Annotated in this window: 14 protein-coding genes; 3 read left to right on the top strand and 11 right to left on the bottom strand. The window is 58.6% G+C overall.

Translation table 11 applies throughout. The features are described from left to right. Positions 1-63: 63 nt before the first annotated feature. From QOL84_RS00235 to QOL84_RS00225, 3 genes are all read right to left on the bottom strand, one after another. Positions 64-801, bottom strand: coding sequence for an S-methyl-5'-thioinosine phosphorylase (locus QOL84_RS00235; protein ID WP_129394795.1), 738 nt, complete (start codon positions 799-801; stop codon positions 64-66). A gap of 12 nt (positions 802-813) precedes the next feature. Beyond that, positions 814-1824, bottom strand: coding sequence for a beta-N-acetylhexosaminidase (gene nagZ / locus QOL84_RS00230; protein WP_064117851.1), 1011 nt, complete (start codon positions 1822-1824; stop codon positions 814-816). Positions 1825-1982: 158 nt separating this feature from the next. Further along, complete coding sequence (locus QOL84_RS00225; protein WP_016986747.1) at positions 1983-2690, bottom strand: TetR/AcrR family transcriptional regulator; 708 nt, start codon at positions 2688-2690, stop codon at positions 1983-1985. A gap of 229 nt (positions 2691-2919) precedes the next feature. Here QOL84_RS00225 and lexA point away from each other — a divergent pair, with 229 nt between their 5' ends. After that, positions 2920-3528 carry a transcriptional repressor LexA gene (gene lexA, locus QOL84_RS00220; RefSeq protein ID WP_042560165.1) on the top strand — a complete coding sequence of 203 codons (609 nt, stop codon included), beginning with the start codon at positions 2920-2922 and terminating at the stop codon, positions 3526-3528. 10 nt (positions 3529-3538) lie between these two features. After that, on the top strand, positions 3539-4012 hold the full coding sequence (gene sulA, locus QOL84_RS00215; protein WP_129394796.1) for an SOS-induced cell division inhibitor SulA: 474 nt from the start codon (positions 3539-3541) through the stop codon (positions 4010-4012). Between the two features lie 98 nt (positions 4013-4110). Here sulA and QOL84_RS00210 read toward each other — a convergent pair whose 3' ends face one another. The 7 genes from QOL84_RS00210 to QOL84_RS00180 form a co-directional block, all read right to left on the bottom strand. After that, entirely contained in the window at positions 4111-4344 is a 234-nt protein-coding gene (locus QOL84_RS00210) for a hypothetical protein (RefSeq protein ID WP_064392830.1), read from the bottom strand. A gap of 106 nt (positions 4345-4450) precedes the next feature. Beyond that, positions 4451-4975, bottom strand: a complete 525-nt coding sequence (locus tag QOL84_RS00205) for a DUF6586 family protein (RefSeq protein ID WP_283435728.1) — start codon at positions 4973-4975, stop codon at positions 4451-4453. A gap of 144 nt (positions 4976-5119) precedes the next feature. Next, positions 5120-7750: a type I DNA topoisomerase gene (gene topA, locus QOL84_RS00200; RefSeq protein ID WP_129394798.1), complete on the bottom strand. Its 2631-nt coding sequence runs from the start codon at positions 7748-7750 to the stop codon at positions 5120-5122. Positions 7751-7864: 114 nt separating this feature from the next. Further along, on the bottom strand, positions 7865-8101 hold the full coding sequence (locus tag QOL84_RS00195) for a DUF1653 domain-containing protein (protein WP_007910467.1): 237 nt from the start codon (positions 8099-8101) through the stop codon (positions 7865-7867). A gap of 98 nt (positions 8102-8199) precedes the next feature. Next, positions 8200-9375, bottom strand: a complete 1176-nt coding sequence (fadA, locus tag QOL84_RS00190; RefSeq protein WP_283435727.1) for an acetyl-CoA C-acyltransferase FadA — start codon at positions 9373-9375, stop codon at positions 8200-8202. Positions 9376-9407: 32 nt separating this feature from the next. Beyond that, a complete protein-coding gene (fadB, locus tag QOL84_RS00185) occupies positions 9408-11555 on the bottom strand; it encodes a fatty acid oxidation complex subunit alpha FadB (protein WP_129394799.1) in 2148 nt (715 codons plus the stop codon). A 525-nt stretch (positions 11556-12080) separates the two neighbouring features. Beyond that, positions 12081-12518, bottom strand: a complete 438-nt coding sequence (locus QOL84_RS00180) for a hypothetical protein (protein WP_283435726.1) — start codon at positions 12516-12518, stop codon at positions 12081-12083. Between the two features lie 103 nt (positions 12519-12621). Here QOL84_RS00180 and QOL84_RS00175 point away from each other — a divergent pair, with 103 nt between their 5' ends. After that, positions 12622-13059 (top strand): universal stress protein, encoded by a 438-nt coding sequence (locus tag QOL84_RS00175; protein WP_093433662.1) that lies wholly within the window; start codon positions 12622-12624, stop codon positions 13057-13059. A 140-nt stretch (positions 13060-13199) separates the two neighbouring features. On the opposite strand, the gene QOL84_RS00170 is transcribed toward QOL84_RS00175, so the two are convergent. Further along, positions 13200-15122, bottom strand: a complete 1923-nt coding sequence (locus QOL84_RS00170; RefSeq protein ID WP_283435725.1) for an ATP-binding cassette domain-containing protein — start codon at positions 15120-15122, stop codon at positions 13200-13202. Positions 15123-15260 lie beyond the last annotated feature (138 nt).

The raw sequence follows: 15260 nt of genomic DNA, 5'->3' as shown, positions 1-15260 counted from the left end.
TTCAACTCGATTCTTGTGGAAGCTGGCTTGCCAGCGATGGGGTCAACTCGGTCTCGGCCGGACTCAGCCCTTGAGTACCCGCGCCAACGCCGACTTCACCTTGCCCATGCCGTCATGCAAAGCCTGCTCGATCTCGGCCATGGTAATCACTTCAGTGGTCTTGCCCGCAGCAGGGTTCACCACCAGCGCTAGACAGGCGTAATCCAGCTCCAGCTCACGTGCCAGCGCCGCTTCCGGCATACCGGTCATGCCGACGATGTCGCAGCCATCACGTTCCAGACGCACGATCTCGGCCACGGTCTCCAGACGCGGGCCTTGAGTGCAGGCATACACGCCCTGATCGCTGTACTCGCAACCTTCGGCGGCTACAGCAGCGATCAATTGCTGACGCAGTGGCTCGCTGTAAGGAAAGCTGAAGTCAATGTGGGTGACGTGCTCCAGATCATCCGCGAAATAGGTGTGTTCACGCCCGCTGGTGTAGTCGACGATCTGATGCGGCACGCAGAAATGCCCGGTGCCCATCGCCGAATGAATCCCGCCCACGGCGTTGACCGCGATGATCGCCTCGGCACCCGCCTGCTTCAACGCCCACAGATTGGCGCGGTAGTTGACCTTGTGCGGCGGAAAGCGGTGCGGGTGGCCGTGACGGGCGAGGAACAGCACTTCCTTGCCAGCGTATTCGCCGATCTGTACTTCGGCTGAGGGTGCGCCGTAGGGCGTGTCGACTGCCAGCGACTGACGAATGCTCAGGCCTTCGAGCTGGGTCAGGCCGGTGCCACCGATGATTGCGTAAACGGTCATAGCGAAAAATCCTTAATCGATCAGTTGAGCGTCTTTGAGCGCGCCGATAGCGGTGAGCCAGCGCGGATCCTGGCGATAATCGGTGCTGGCGAATGCCTGACCGCGCATCCGCGCGATTCGGGCCGATGGCTTGACCTTCATGCGCTGCGCCGCGCTGAGGGCCAGTTCGGCAGCGGCGCGGTCGTTGCACACCAAGCCCATGTCGCAACCGGCGGTGAGCGCGGCCTCGATGCGGCTCGCGGCGTCGCCGACCACGTGCGCACCGGCCATCGACAGGTCATCGCTGAAGATCACACCGTCGAACTGCAATTCGCCGCGCAGGATGTCCTGCAACCAACGCCGGGAGAAGCCGGCAGGCTGTGAATCGACCTGCGGATAGATGACGTGCGCCGGCATGATTGCGGCCAGTTGCTTGCTGAGTTTGGCGAAAGGCACAAGGTCGTTGGCGCGAATCTCGTCGAGGCTGCGCTCATCATTCGGGATCGCGACGTGGGAATCGGCTTCGGCCCAGCCATGACCGGGGAAGTGCTTGCCGGTGGCCGCCATGCCCGCGCTGTTCATGCCGCGAATGAATGCACCGGCGAGCAGTGCGGCACGCTCGGGGTCACCTTCAAATGAACGGGTGCCGACCACGGCGCTGCGCTGGTAATCCAGATCAAGCACTGGGGCAAAGCTCAGGTCTAGGCCGACGGCCAGCACTTCGGTGGCCATGATCCAGCCGCATTGCTCGGCGAGGTATTCGGCATTCGGGTTGTCGGCAATGGCGCGCATCGCTGGCAGGCGTACGAAGCCTTGGCGCAGGCGCTGCACGCGACCGCCCTCTTGATCGACGGCCAACAGCAAATCCGGGCGAATCGCGCGAATCGCTGCGCTGAGCTCGCGCACCTGACGCGGATGCTCAATGTTGCGCGCAAAAATGATCAGGCCGCCCACTTCGGGCTGACGCAACAATTGGCGATCTTCAGCCGTCAGCCAGGTACCGGCGACGTCCACCATCAACGAGCCTTGCAGGCCAGCAGTCATAGAGATTCCTTGAAAACGAAAAAACCGATGCGCAGAAAATCGCTACCGTGAGCAATGCTCGGCAGGTCGGCAATTTCTGTTTGGATCGGGTTCAGAACGAGAGTCGGCATGGGCGGCTAGCTTAGCGGATACCAGCTGCCGCGCCCACCCGTGCGCGGTTAAACCTTGGCGGCGACCGGCGTTGATTTGCTGCGCGGACGCAGTTGTGCGGTGGCCATGGCAGTGTCAGTGACACCGGTTTCTGCGCGCATACCAGCGGCGAGGAACGGCACCATCAGGCGCATCACTTGTTCGATGGAGGTGTTGACGCCGAAATCGGTCTCGGCGATTGCGCGCAAGGCCTTGATGCCGGACATGCTGAACGCGGCGGCGCCGAGCATGAAGTGCACACGCCAGAACAGCTCGATCGGAGGAATACGTGGCGCGGCTTCGTTGACCAGTAGCATGTAGCGGCGGAACACCTTGCCGTACATGTCTTCCAGATAACGGCGCAAGTGGCCCTGGCTCTGGCTGAATGCGAGGCCGAGCAAGCGCATGAAGATCGACAGATCGTTGCCGCTGCGAGGCTGAACCACGAGGGCCTGCTCGACGAGGATTTCCAGCAGTTCTTCGAGCGTCGGCTTGTTTTCAGGCTTGGCCTGGCGACGCTCCAGCTCTTTGTCGAGGCTGATGCAGAACGGCCCGAGGAAGCGCGAGAACACCGCCTGAATCAGGGCTTTTTTCGAGCCGAAATGATAGTTGACTGCTGCCAGGTTGACGCCAGCCTTGCTGGTGATCAAACGCAATGAGGTTTCAGCGAAACCTTTCTCCGCGAACAACTGCTCGGCAGCATCAAGAATGCGTTCAACGGTTTCCGACTGGGCCATGGCTACTCCGCCTGACAAACACTTGTTTGAAACATACGTTTCAGCCTGTGCGTTGTCAAGCCTGCCGGTTCGTTTTGGGAATGGTCGGTCAGCTATTTAACCACACAAGGCCCACGCATTAATAAGCGCGGCTGCCGACCGTCCGGCGGCGGGCAAAAAAACGGGCATTGCCAAGACCGTTTCACTGTATATAATCCCAGTCACTGTATAAAAAGACAGAGCGATCATTATGCTAAAGCTGACGCCACGCCAAGCCGAGATTCTGGCCTTTATCAAACGTTGCCTCGAAGACAATGGCTATCCGCCAACCCGTGCGGAAATCGCTCAGGAACTGGGCTTCAAGTCGCCGAACGCGGCAGAAGAACACCTCAAGGCACTGGCCCGCAAAGGCGCCATCGAGATGACCCCGGGCGCCTCGCGAGGCATTCGCATTCCTGGCTTCGAAGCCAAGGCTGACGACTCTACCCTGCCGATCATTGGCCGTGTCGCTGCCGGCGCGCCGATCCTCGCTCAGCAGCACATCGAAGAATCCTGCAACATCAATCCCGCCTTCTTCCACCCGCGTGCCGACTATCTGTTGCGCGTGCACGGTATGAGCATGAAGGACATCGGCATTTTCGATGGTGACCTGCTGGCCGTCCACACTACTCGCGAAGCGCGCAATGGCCAGGTTGTCGTCGCCCGCATTGGCGATGAAGTGACCGTCAAACGCTTCAAGCGTGAAGGCAGCAAGGTCTGGCTGATGGCCGAAAACCCTGAGTTCGCCCCTATCGAAGTCGACCTGAAAGATCAGGAACTGGTGATCGAAGGCTTGAGTGTCGGCGTAATCCGCCGCTAAAGGAGGCTTTATGCAGTTCCCACACATACCTCAGCAAACACAACTGCCTTTATTCGAAGCGTTTCTGGCGCAACCGATGGCACCGACCCTCAAAGAAGTGGTCGAGCGCCCGTGGAATGCCGAACCTGAAGTATTCAGTGAGCTGTCACTGCGCGGTGCGGCCGGGAACTGTCTGAACCTGCTTGCCCCGATCCTTCGCGAACTGAGCGAAGATCAGGACGCCCGCTGGCTGACGCTGATTGCACCGCCAGCGAGCCTGACGCAAACCTGGCTGCGAGATGCCGGCCTGAATCGTGAACGCATTCTGCTGCTGCAACCGCGAGGCACTCAGAGCGCCCAGCAACTGGCGTGCGAAGCATTGCGCCTGGGCCGCAGCCACACAGTGGTCACCTGGCTGAATCCGTTGAACAGCAGTTCGCGGCAACAGCTGATCAGCGCTGCACGTACGGGCGACGCTCAAAGCCTGAATATTCGTTTGGGCTGATTAGCGATTAAAAAGCGCTGTGTGAAGCGCAGGGCTTCTCCAGGGACAGAGAAGCCGATCTGAAGCGGCAATGACAAAAAGCTGAAAACAGGCGGGGATCAATGAAGAACCCGCGGCCCCTCGTCCTTATCAAATTCGCCTTCAATCATTCGACCTGCCATCTGCACGCCGACGCTCAACATCGCCTTGGCGATTTCCACGTGCTGGCCCTGCAGGAAGGTCTTGGCATCCTCGGAGAAATCCAGAGTCACCAGAGAACCTTCGTCCTCAGCCCTGCGCAGTTCGATTCGGCCGTCTGGTAACTCGACAATTTCTAGAAAGGACGTTGGCATATAGGTCTGTTCTCCACGAAAGGCAGGGATTATATAGACATCATTCAGGCTTCGCTCGGGATCTTGACCAGCAGCATGTTTCAGATTGCCACCGAGTCAATCCCTGTCAGCACTCGTTCAAACCTTCGCGAAACCGGATGGCCAGCCCCTTGAGGTTCTGCCGCCAGCTCTCCAGCTCTTCCCGGCTCAATTCCTGCGGCGGCTCTGCTTCATCCAGATTAACCGCCTGAATCAACGGCTGTGTCACATCACCCTTGGGCTTGTGCGGGACCCGTGGTGGCTGGAACAGCGCCGAGTGTGCCGCCAACAGCTTCGCCAGCCAGGTTTCCGGATTACCCGCCAACTCGACCATTTCAGCCAGTTCGGGAATCGCGATCGACTCCAGCACTTCACGCGTCAATAACGCCTCCGCTCGTGGCGCGCTAGCCTGAGGCAGGCGATAGAAGCCGGCAATCTCATGACACAGCCCCAACAGCGCGCCGTAGAGGTGAAACAACGCCGATTCACGACCAGCCTGAATCAGCGCCAGAGAATTCATTGCCCGCCCTTCTTCAGCGCGAGCCAAGGCTTCCAGCGAAAGGCCGGCGAAATAGATCTTCTGGTTGGTACGGGTATAGAGTTCGTGGGCCATGAAGGCAGTCTCCACAACGAAATAATTGCTTCATACAGGCCGGACAGTGTCGTGGATCAGTTGATCCAACCGCAAGCACAAAACAAAAAGGCCGCATGAAAACCCGAGGGTTCTCATGCGGCCTTTGCAGTATCGGACTAACGCTTACTCGGCCTTGGCCTTTGTACGTTTGTCTTCAACCGTCCACTTGCCGCCGTCGTAGAAAGCCTTCCAACCGGTAGGCTTGCCGTCGACTTCGGTCTGCACGTATTGCTCCTTGGTCTTGCGGCTGTAGCGGATGACCGCTGGCAGACCGTCAGGATCCTTCTTCGGAGCGTCGCAGAGGAAGTGGTACTTCGGATCGATTTCGTCCTTGTGCGGCACAATCTCGATCACCAGCGGAGCACGGGTCTCGCGGTTTTTCGGGAACTGGCTGGCCGCCAGGAACAGGCCGGAGGCACCGTCGCGCAGGATGTAGGTGTCGTTGACCTTTTCGCATTTCAGCTCAGGCATCTTCACCGGGTCCATCTTCGGCGGCGCCGCGTCACCGCTCTTCAGCAGTTTGCGGGTGTTCTTGCAGGTCGGGTTGGTGCAGCCGAAGAACTTGCCAAAGCGGCCGGTCTTGAGTTGCATCTCGCTGCCGCACTTGTCGCATTCCAGGCTCGGACCTTCGTAGCCTTTGATGCGATAGCTACCCTCTTCGATTTCGTAGCCGGCGCAGTCCGGATTGTTACCGCAGATGTGCAGCTTGCGTTTCTCGTCGAGCAGATAAGCGTCCATCGCCGTGCTGCAGATCGGGCAGCGATGCTTGCCGCGCAGCACCAGCGATTCCGATTCGCCCTCATCATCAGCAGCGATTTCATCGCCCGGCACCAGATTGACGGTGGCCTTGCAGCGCTCTTTCGGTGGCAGGCTGTAGCCCGAGCAACCGAGGAACACGCCGGTCGATGCGGTACGAATCTGCATCGGACGGCCGCAAGTGGTGCACGGAATATCAGTCATGACCGGCTGGTTGGCACGCATGCCGCTGTCCGGATTTTCGGCCACTTCGAGTTTCTTTTTGAAGTCGCCGTAGAACTCGTCCAGCACGTTTTTCCAGTCGCGCTCGCCCTGAGCCACGTCATCGAGGTTCTCTTCCATGCCGGCGGTGAAGCCGTAATCCATCAGGTTCGAGAAGCTTTCAGACAGACGCTCGGTAACGATATCGCCCATCTTTTCCGAATAGAAACGACGGTTGTGCAGGGTCACGTAACCGCGATCCTGAATGGTCGAAATGATCGCGGCGTACGTCGAAGGACGACCGATGCCGCGTTTTTCCATTTCTTTAACCAGGCTCGCTTCCGAATAACGCGCCGGCGGCTTGGTGAAATGCTGGGACGGATCAAGCTTGATCAGCTTCATCACGTCGCCCTGCGCCATATCTGGCAGAACGTCGTCATCGCCTGGTTTGGCGATCTGCGGCATGACACGGGTGTAACCGTCGAACTTGAGGATGCGGCCCTTGGCGCGCAGCTCGAAATCGCCAGCGCCGACGCTGACAGTGGTCGACAGATATTGTGCCGGCAGCATCTGGCAAGCGAGGAACTGGCGCCAGATCAGCTCGTAGAGACGCTCTGCATCGCGCTCCATGCCCGCCAGCTTGCTTGGAATGGTATTGGCGTCGGACGGACGAATCGCTTCGTGAGCCTCTTGTGCGCCTTCCTTACTGCTGTAGACGTTCGGCGTTTCCGGCAGGTACTTCTTGCCGAACTCGTCTTCAATATAGGCACGCGCCATCGTCACGGCATCAGCCGAGAGGTTGGTCGAGTCGGTACGCATATAAGTGATGTAGCCGGCTTCGTACAGACGCTGGGCCATCATCATGGTTTTCTTCACGCCGAAGCCCAGGCGGTTACTGGCAGCCTGTTGCAGGGTCGAGGTGATGAACGGTGCCGACGGCTTGCTGCTGGTCGGTTTGTCTTCGCGCTTGACGATGCTGTAGCTGGAAGACTTGAGCTTCTCCAGCGCCGCCATGGCCTGGGTTTCATTAAGCGGCTTGAAAGCTTCGCCTTTCTCGCGAGCCACTTCGAAACGCACGGTCGAGCCTTTGGTGGTGCCGAGATCGGCATGCACTTCCCAGTATTCTTCCGGGTTGAACGCACGAATTTCGCGCTCACGCTCCACTACCAGTTTCACGGCAACCGATTGCACGCGACCGGCGGACAGGCCACGGGCGATCTTTGCCCACAGCAGCGGCGAAACCATGTAGCCAACAACGCGGTCGAGGAAGCGACGCGCCTGTTGAGCGTTGACACGATCGATGTCCAGCTCGCCCGGCTTGGAGAACGCTTCCTGAATCGCCTTCTTGGTGATTTCGTTGAACACCACGCGCTTGTAGCGGCTGTCGTCACCACCGATGGCTTCGCGCAGGTGCCAGGCAATGGCTTCCCCCTCGCGATCCAAGTCGGTTGCGAGATAGATGGTGTCAGCATCTTTGGCGAGCCGGCGCAGCTCTTCGATGACTTTCTCTTTGCCCGGGAGGATCTCGTACTTGGCTTTCCAGCCATGATCGGGATCGACACCCATACGCGAGACCAGCTGCTTGCGCGCTTTCTCTTTCGGCGTGAGCACCGGACCTTCGCCCGCAGCAGCCTTGCCGCGCTTGGCGGCGGGCTCTTTGCTGGCGCTAGCCGAACCGCTGGTGGGCAGGTCTCGGATATGGCCGATACTCGACTTCACCACGTATTGGTTACCCAGATACTTGTTGATGGTCTTGGCCTTAGCCGGGGATTCCACAATGACCAGCGATTTGCCCATGGATCAGAAAATTCCTGAATTCTAGAAGTGAAAGGCGGTTGGCGCCTGACGCGGCACCGCTATATATAGTTGATACAAGGTGAGGTCAAGCACAGGGTTCTGTGCGCACTCCCCTTACGCCTTGGAAAAAAGGCTCGGTTCGGCTTGCACCAAAGCAAAGCGTGGCACCTGCTCGCCGTCAACCTCGACCGACTCGAGAAACATGCTCAGAGGGCGCACCCAAAAGCCGTAATCCCCATACAGGGCTTGGTAAAAGACCACTTCTTCTTCGGTCTCGGAATGCCGCGCAACACTGAATACGCGGTACTGCGGACCTTTGTAATGTTGATAGAGCCCAGGTTGTATCGGCATGCTTTGGCCCTCACTCAAATTTTTTCAAAATAAAAACAAAATAAATCCACAAAAACAAAAACCGGGGCACTTGGCCCCGGCTTCCATCGACGAGACGCTTAAACGCGTTCGAAGACGGTGGAGATGCCTTGGCCGAGACCAATGCACATAGTGGCCACCCCGAGGGTGCCGCTATTCTGCTTCATCACGTTCAGCAAGGTGCCGGAAATACGGGCACCGGAGCAACCGAACGGGTGACCCAGGGCGATCGCGCCGCCGTGCAGGTTAACCTTCTCGTTCATCTTGTCGAGTACTTTCAGATCTTTCAGCACTGGCAGGGCCTGTGCAGCGAAAGCTTCGTTGAGCTCGAAGAAGTCGATATCGTTGATGCCAAGACCCGCGCGTTTCAGCGCTTTTTGTGTCGCCGGAACTGGACCATAGCCCATGATCGCCGGATCCACACCCGCCACTGCCATCGAACGGATAACCGCCATTGGCTGGATACCCAGGTCCTGTGCGCGCTGCGCCGACATCACGATCATGCACGAAGCACCGTCAGTGATCTGCGACGAAGTACCGGCAGTCACGGTGCCGCCCTTTGGATTGAAGGCAGGCTTGAGGGCCGCCAGACTTTCCAGGGTGGTTTCCGGACGAATGGTTTCATCGTAGTCGAACAGTTTCAGGAAACCGTTCTCGTCGTAGCCCTGCATCGGGATGATTTCGTTTTTGAACTTGCCTTCCACGGTTGCCTTGTGGGCCAACTGGTGGGAACGCACGCCGAAAGCGTCCTGCTGTTCGCGAGTGATGCCGTGCATTTTGCCGAGCATTTCAGCGGTCAGACCCATCATGCCCGAGGCTTTCGCCGCATACAGCGACATGTGCGGGTTCGGATCGACACCGTGCATCATGCTCACGTGACCCATATGCTCGACGCCGCCAACCACGAACACGTCACCGTTACCGGTCATGATCGCTTGCGCAGCAGTGTGCAGCGCGCTCATCGACGAGCCACACAGGCGGCTGACGGTCTGGCCGGCAGCAGTGTGCGGGATCTGGGTCATCAGCGACGCCATGCGCGCGATGTTCCAGCCCTGCTCCAGGGTCTGGTTTACGCAGCCCCAGATCACGTCTTCGACTTCGTTCGGGTCAACCTTGACGTTGCGTTCCAGCAGTTTGCTGATCAGGTGCGCCGACATGTCTTCAGCGCGGGTGTTGCGGTGCATGCCGCCCTTGGAGCGGCCCATCGGAGTACGACCGAAGTCGACAATCACGACGTCTCTTGGATTCAAGCTCATAAAATTTCACTCTCGCTCAAAAGTTGGGACGCTTAACCGAAGAACCGTTGGCCGGTTTTGGCCATTTCACGCAGTTTCGCGGTCGGGTGGTACAGCGCGCCCAAATCAGCGTACTGGTCAGCCAGGGCAACGAACTCGGCAACACCGATCGAGTCGATGTAGCGCAGCGCACCGCCACGGAATGGAGGGAAACCGATACCGTAGACCAGACCCATGTCGGCTTCAGCGGCGGTTTCAACGATGCCGTCTTCCAGGCAACGCACGGTTTCCAGGCACAGCGGGATCATCATCCAGTTGATGATGTCTTCGTCAGTGACTTCGCGCTGCTCGTAAACGATCGGCTTGAGCACTTCGAGTACCGACGGATCGGCGACTTTCTTCTGCTTGCCTTTCTTGTCGGCCTCGTAGGCGTAGAAGCCCTTGCCGTTCTTCTGACCCAGGCGCTTGGCTTCGTACAGTACGTCAATGGCCGAACGACGGTCATCCTTCATGCGGTCCGGGAAACCTTCAGCCATCACGTCACGACCGTGGTGACCGGTGTCGATGCCGACCACGTCCATCAGGTACGCCGGGCCCATCGGCCAGCCGAATTTTTCCATGACCTTGTCGATACGGACGAAGTCCACACCGGCGCTGACCAGCTTGGCGAAACCGCCGAAGTACGGGAACAGTACGCGGTTGACCAGGAAGCCCGGGCAGTCGTTGACGACGATCGGGTTCTTGCCCATTTTCTTGGCGTAGGCAACGGTGGTGGCAACCGCCAGCTCACTCGACTTCTCGCCACGGATCACTTCCACCAGCGGCATCATGTGCACCGGGTTGAAGAAGTGCATGCCGACGAAGTTTTCCGGACGCTTGAGGGCTTTCGCCAGCAGGCTGATGGAAATGGTCGAAGTGTTGGACGCGAGGATGGTGTCCTCTTTGACCTGGCCTTCAACTTCCGCCAATACGGCTTGCTTGACCTTCGGGTTCTCGACGACAGCTTCGACCACCAGATCAACGTGACCGAAGTCGCCGTACGACAGGGTTGGACGAATGGCGTTGAGCACTTCAGCCATTTTCGCGGCGGTCATGCGACCTTTATCAACGCGGCCAACCAGCAGTTTGGCGGCTTCGGCCAGACCCTGCTCGATACCGTGCTCGTTGATGTCCTTCATCAGGATCGGCGTGCCTTTGGAAGCCGACTGATAAGCGATACCGCCACCCATGATGCCGGCGCCGAGTACGGCAGCCTGCTTCACGTCTTTGGCGATTTCGTCGTAGGCCTTGGCCTTTTTCTTCAGTTCCTGATCGTTCAGGAACAGACCGATCAAGCTCTGCGCGGCAGAGGTCTTGGCCAGTTTGACGAAACCGGCGGCTTCCACTTCCAGCGCCTTGTCACGACCGAAGTTCGCGGCTTTCTGGATGGTCTTGATCGCTTCAACCGGCGCCGGGTAGTTCGGGCCAGCTTGCCCTGCAACGAAACCTTTGGCGGTTTCGAAAGCCATCATTTGTTCAATGGCGTTCAACTTGATTTTTTCAAGTTTCGGCTGACGCTTGGCCTTGTAATCGAACTCGCCGGAGATGGCGCGTTTGATCAGTTCAAGGGCAGCTTCCTGGAGCTTCTCTGGAGCGACCACAGCGTCGACGGCGCTTACTTTCAGCGCGTCTTCAGGGCGGTTTTCCTTGCCGGAGGCAATCCACTCGATAGCGTTGTCGACACCGATCAGGCGCGGCAGACGCACGGTGCCGCCGAAGCCTGGGTAGATGCCCAGTTTGACTTCCGGCAGACCGATCTTGGCCTTGGTGGACATGACGCGATAGTCAGCTGCGAGGCACATTTCCAGACCGCCGCCCAGGGCGATGCCGTTGATGGCCGCTACGGTCGGAACGTTGAGGTCTTCGAAATCGCTGAAGATCTTGTTGGCTTCGAGATTGCCAGCAACCAGCTCGGCATCCGGCAGCTTGAAGTTCTCGACAAATTCGGTGATGTCGGCGCCGACGATGAAGACGTCCTTGCCACTGCTGACGATCACGCCCTTGATCGAAGCATCTGCCTTGATGGTGTCTACGGCCTGACGCAGTTCGTTCAGGGTTAGACGGTTGAACTTGTTGACGGACTCACCCTTGAGGTCGAATTTCAATTCGACGATGCCACTTTCAAGAGCTTTAACCGTGATGGCTTTACCTTCGTAAATCATCAACTGATCTCCACGATATGGAAGCTGAACAGTACACGTCGGACGCAGGCGAATGGCTCGGCAGGACGCTTTTTCGTCGATGCTAACGCCAATCCACCCGGCACACCCGCCAACGCGATAGTCGGGATTCTGTAGGAGCGGTCAGTAAGACAAACGCTCAATTCATACGCCCGTTTGATTTGGGTACGTCACCTTCACGGAATTTCCGACAATTGTCAATCGCCCAAAATACGGGTTGAAATACGACTTTGCGGTCATTTCCGTAACACGCAGACCTGCAACACGCGCCTGCATGCAAAGCCATTCATAGAATCAATAGTTAGAAAATTCGCCCTAATTCGCGTCGAGCCTTGTTTAACGGGCTACGCTGGCTGGACTACAGGGAAAGGCACCGACCATTCGAAGCCTGATCAGTGGAAAAGTTTACCGGCCTGCCTGGCCAACCCAGCCCGATGAATCATGTCGGGCTTTTTATTGCGCGTCTGCCGGACGTCCCCCACCGTTGCAGTGGGAAAAATCCGCGCGTCATGCCAGAGCTTTCAGTGTCGCGTCGATATCCAACAGCACTGTCGCTTCGCCTTTCTCGCCCCAATACAAGGCGATCATCTGCTTGTCGGCCTCAATCTTGAAGACGTTGTCCGGCAACCTCTCGAAATGATTGAGCAGCGCCCGATCCTCACAGACTTCCTGCCACTGATTGACCCACACGCCCGGTGATTTCTGCCAGTAGGTCCAGCACAGCGGTTTACTGCTGCGGCGCGGTCGATGGTACTGCGCGCACGGACTCGGCGGCTCTTGCGCCAGCCAGTGCGGCCACTCCTGAGGCGCCAGCTGCATGGCCAGGCCAATGCGCCGCGCCTCCATGCGCAGGGCGATTCGGCCACTTTGCGCACGCGATGGACGCAACCATGCCAGCGGACTCAAAACCACCAGCAGGATTGACACCACCAACCAGACCGTCATATCAGTACTCCCGTTTTTTGATGAGCGCATTGTGTCACTTTGGAACCAATGCGCTTGAAACCAGCCATACTTACCAATATTGAACCGTCACGAGGAGCACCTCATGCCCTACCACCACATCCTGGTCGCTGTAGATCTGACCGAAGAGTGCGACCCTGTCATACACCGCGCCCGAGAGCTGTCGGTGAGCAACGGCGCCAAGCTGTCGCTGGTGCATATCGTCGAGCCGATGGCCATGGCGTTCGGCGGCGACGTGCCGATGGATCTGTCACAACTGCAACAACAGCAGTTCGATCAGGCCAAGGAACGCCTGGAGCGTCTGAAGCTCAAGTACTCCGAGCTCGAAGGCGCCAACTGCCACCTGACCTACGGCCAGCCACGTCAGGAAATCCATCACTTCGCCAAAGAACAGCAATGCGATCTGATTGTGGTTGGCAGCCATGGTCGTCATGGTCTGGCGCTGTTGCTCGGCTCGACTGCCAATGACGTACTGCACGGCGCGCCGTGCGATGTGCTCGCTGTCCACCTGGTCAAACGCTAACCCGCGTAGGAGCTGCCGAAGGCTGCGATCTTTTGATCTTGTTCTTTTAAAACAAAGTCAAAATATCGCAGCCTTCGGCAGCTCCTACAAAAAGCCCGGCCTCACGCAAATGAGGCCGGGCTTTTTTATTGCCGGATCAATCAGGCATCCAGCTCAGCCCAACGCTCCATCAAAACATCCAGTTCAGCCTGCAACTGCTCAAGCGATGCAATCACCTTGGCAGTCTCAGCCGCTGGACGCTGATAGAAGCCGGCGTCAGCCATTTCGGCTTCCACGGCAGCGATCTGCTGTTCCTTGGCATCGATGTCACCCGGCAACGCTTCCAGCTCGCGCTGCAGCTTGTAGCTCAGCTTCTTTTTGGCCGCCGGGGCGGCAACGGCAGGTTCAGCCACCACAGCCGGCTCAGCGGTCACTACAGCCGAATTCAGGTCTGCTTTACCGGATTTGCTTTCAGTCACGCCCAGCAGGCGCGGCGAACCGCCCTGGCGGATCCAGTCCTGATAGCCGCCGACGTACTCACGGACCTTGCCTTCGCCTTCGAAGACCAGCGTGCTGGTCACCACGTTGTCGAGGAATGCCCGGTCGTGACTGACCATCAGCACAGTGCCGTTGAAAGTCAGCAGCACTTCTTCAAGCAACTCCAGCGTTTCCACGTCGAGGTCGTTGGTCGGTTCGTCGAGGACCAGCAGGTTTGCTGGCTTGCTGAACAACTTGGCCAGCAACAGACGCGCACGCTCACCACCCGACAGCGCCTTGACCGGCGTGCGGGCACGCTGCGGGCTGAACAGGAAGTCGCCGAGGTAGCTGAGGACGTGGCGGCTCTGGCCGTCGATATCGATGAAGTCGCGACCTTCGGCGACGTTATCGATCACGGTTTTTTCCAGATCGAGCTGATGACGTAACTGGTCGAAGTAGGCCACGTCGATGCGCGTGCCCTCTTCCACTTTGCCGCTGGTCGGTTGCAGACCGCTGAGCATCAGTTTCAGCAGAGTGGTCTTGCCGGTACCGTTAGCGCCGAGCAGACCAATACGGTCACCGCGCGTCAGCACCATCGAGAAATCCTTGATCAGGAACGGGCCGCCCGGGTGAGCGAAACTCACGTTCTCGAGCACCATCACCTGCTTGCCGGACTTGTCGGCTGTGTCCAGCTGAATGTTGGCTTTGCCGGTACGCTCGCGACGCTCGCTACGCTCAACGCGCAGGGCTTTCAGCGCACGGACGCGGCCTTCGTTACGGGTACGGCGCGCCTTGATGCCCTGGCGAATCCAGACTTCTTCCTGGGCCAGTTTCTTGTCGAACAGCGCGTTGGCGGTTTCTTCAGCGGCCAGCGCAGCTTCTTTGTGCACGAGGAAACTGGCGTAGTCGCCGTTCCAGTCGATCAGGCCGCCGCGGTCCAGTTCGAGGATGCGCGTGGCAAGGTTTTGCAGGAAGGAACGGTCGTGCGTGATGAACAGCACAGCGCCCTGGAAATCTTTCAGCGCTTCTTCGAGCCAGGCAATCGCACCGATGTCCAGGTGGTTGGTTGGTTCGTCGAGCAGCAGCAGATCCGGCTCGGACACCAGCGCCTGCGCCAGCAGCACGCGACGACGCCAGCCGCCAGACAACTGGGCGAGGGTCTTGTCGGCCGGCAGTTGCAGGCGGCTCAGGGTGCTGTCGACCAGAGTCTGCAAGCGCCAGCCGTCACGGGCTTCGAGGTCTTGCTGAACGTGCATCAGCTTGTTCAGGTCTTCTTCAGTGACGCAGTTCTGCGCCAGGTGATGGTACTCGGCGAGCAACGCGCCTACACCATCAAGGCCTTCAGCGACCACGTCGAACACCGTCCGATCGTCGGCCACTGGCAATTCCTGCGGCAGCTCGCCGATTTTCAGACCGGGGGCACGCCACACCGAGCCGTCATCGGGCTTCTGGTCGCCCTTGACCAGTTTCATCATGCTGGACTTGCCAGTGCCGTTGCGGCCGATGATGCACACCCGCTCACCACGGGCGATCTGCCAGGACACCTTGTCCAACAACGGCATAGCGCCGAACGCAAGGGACACATCGCTGAATTTGAGCAGGGTCATGAGCTTCTCCAAAAACCGGGCGCGCATTCTACCTGAGTTAGGGCTTGAGCAGGCCGGCAATTTGTCTGTCGAAGCACTCTGCACAACATTTGTTGCGAACTTGTGCTGCAAGGCCGGCAAAGCTTTCGCCCCTTGCTG

Source organism: Pseudomonas helmanticensis (assembly GCF_900182985.1).
Taxonomy (GTDB): Bacteria; Pseudomonadota; Gammaproteobacteria; order Pseudomonadales; family Pseudomonadaceae; genus Aquipseudomonas; species Aquipseudomonas helmanticensis.
The sequence above is the reverse complement of the archived record's forward strand: the minus strand, read 5'-3'. Positions and strand labels throughout refer to the sequence as shown.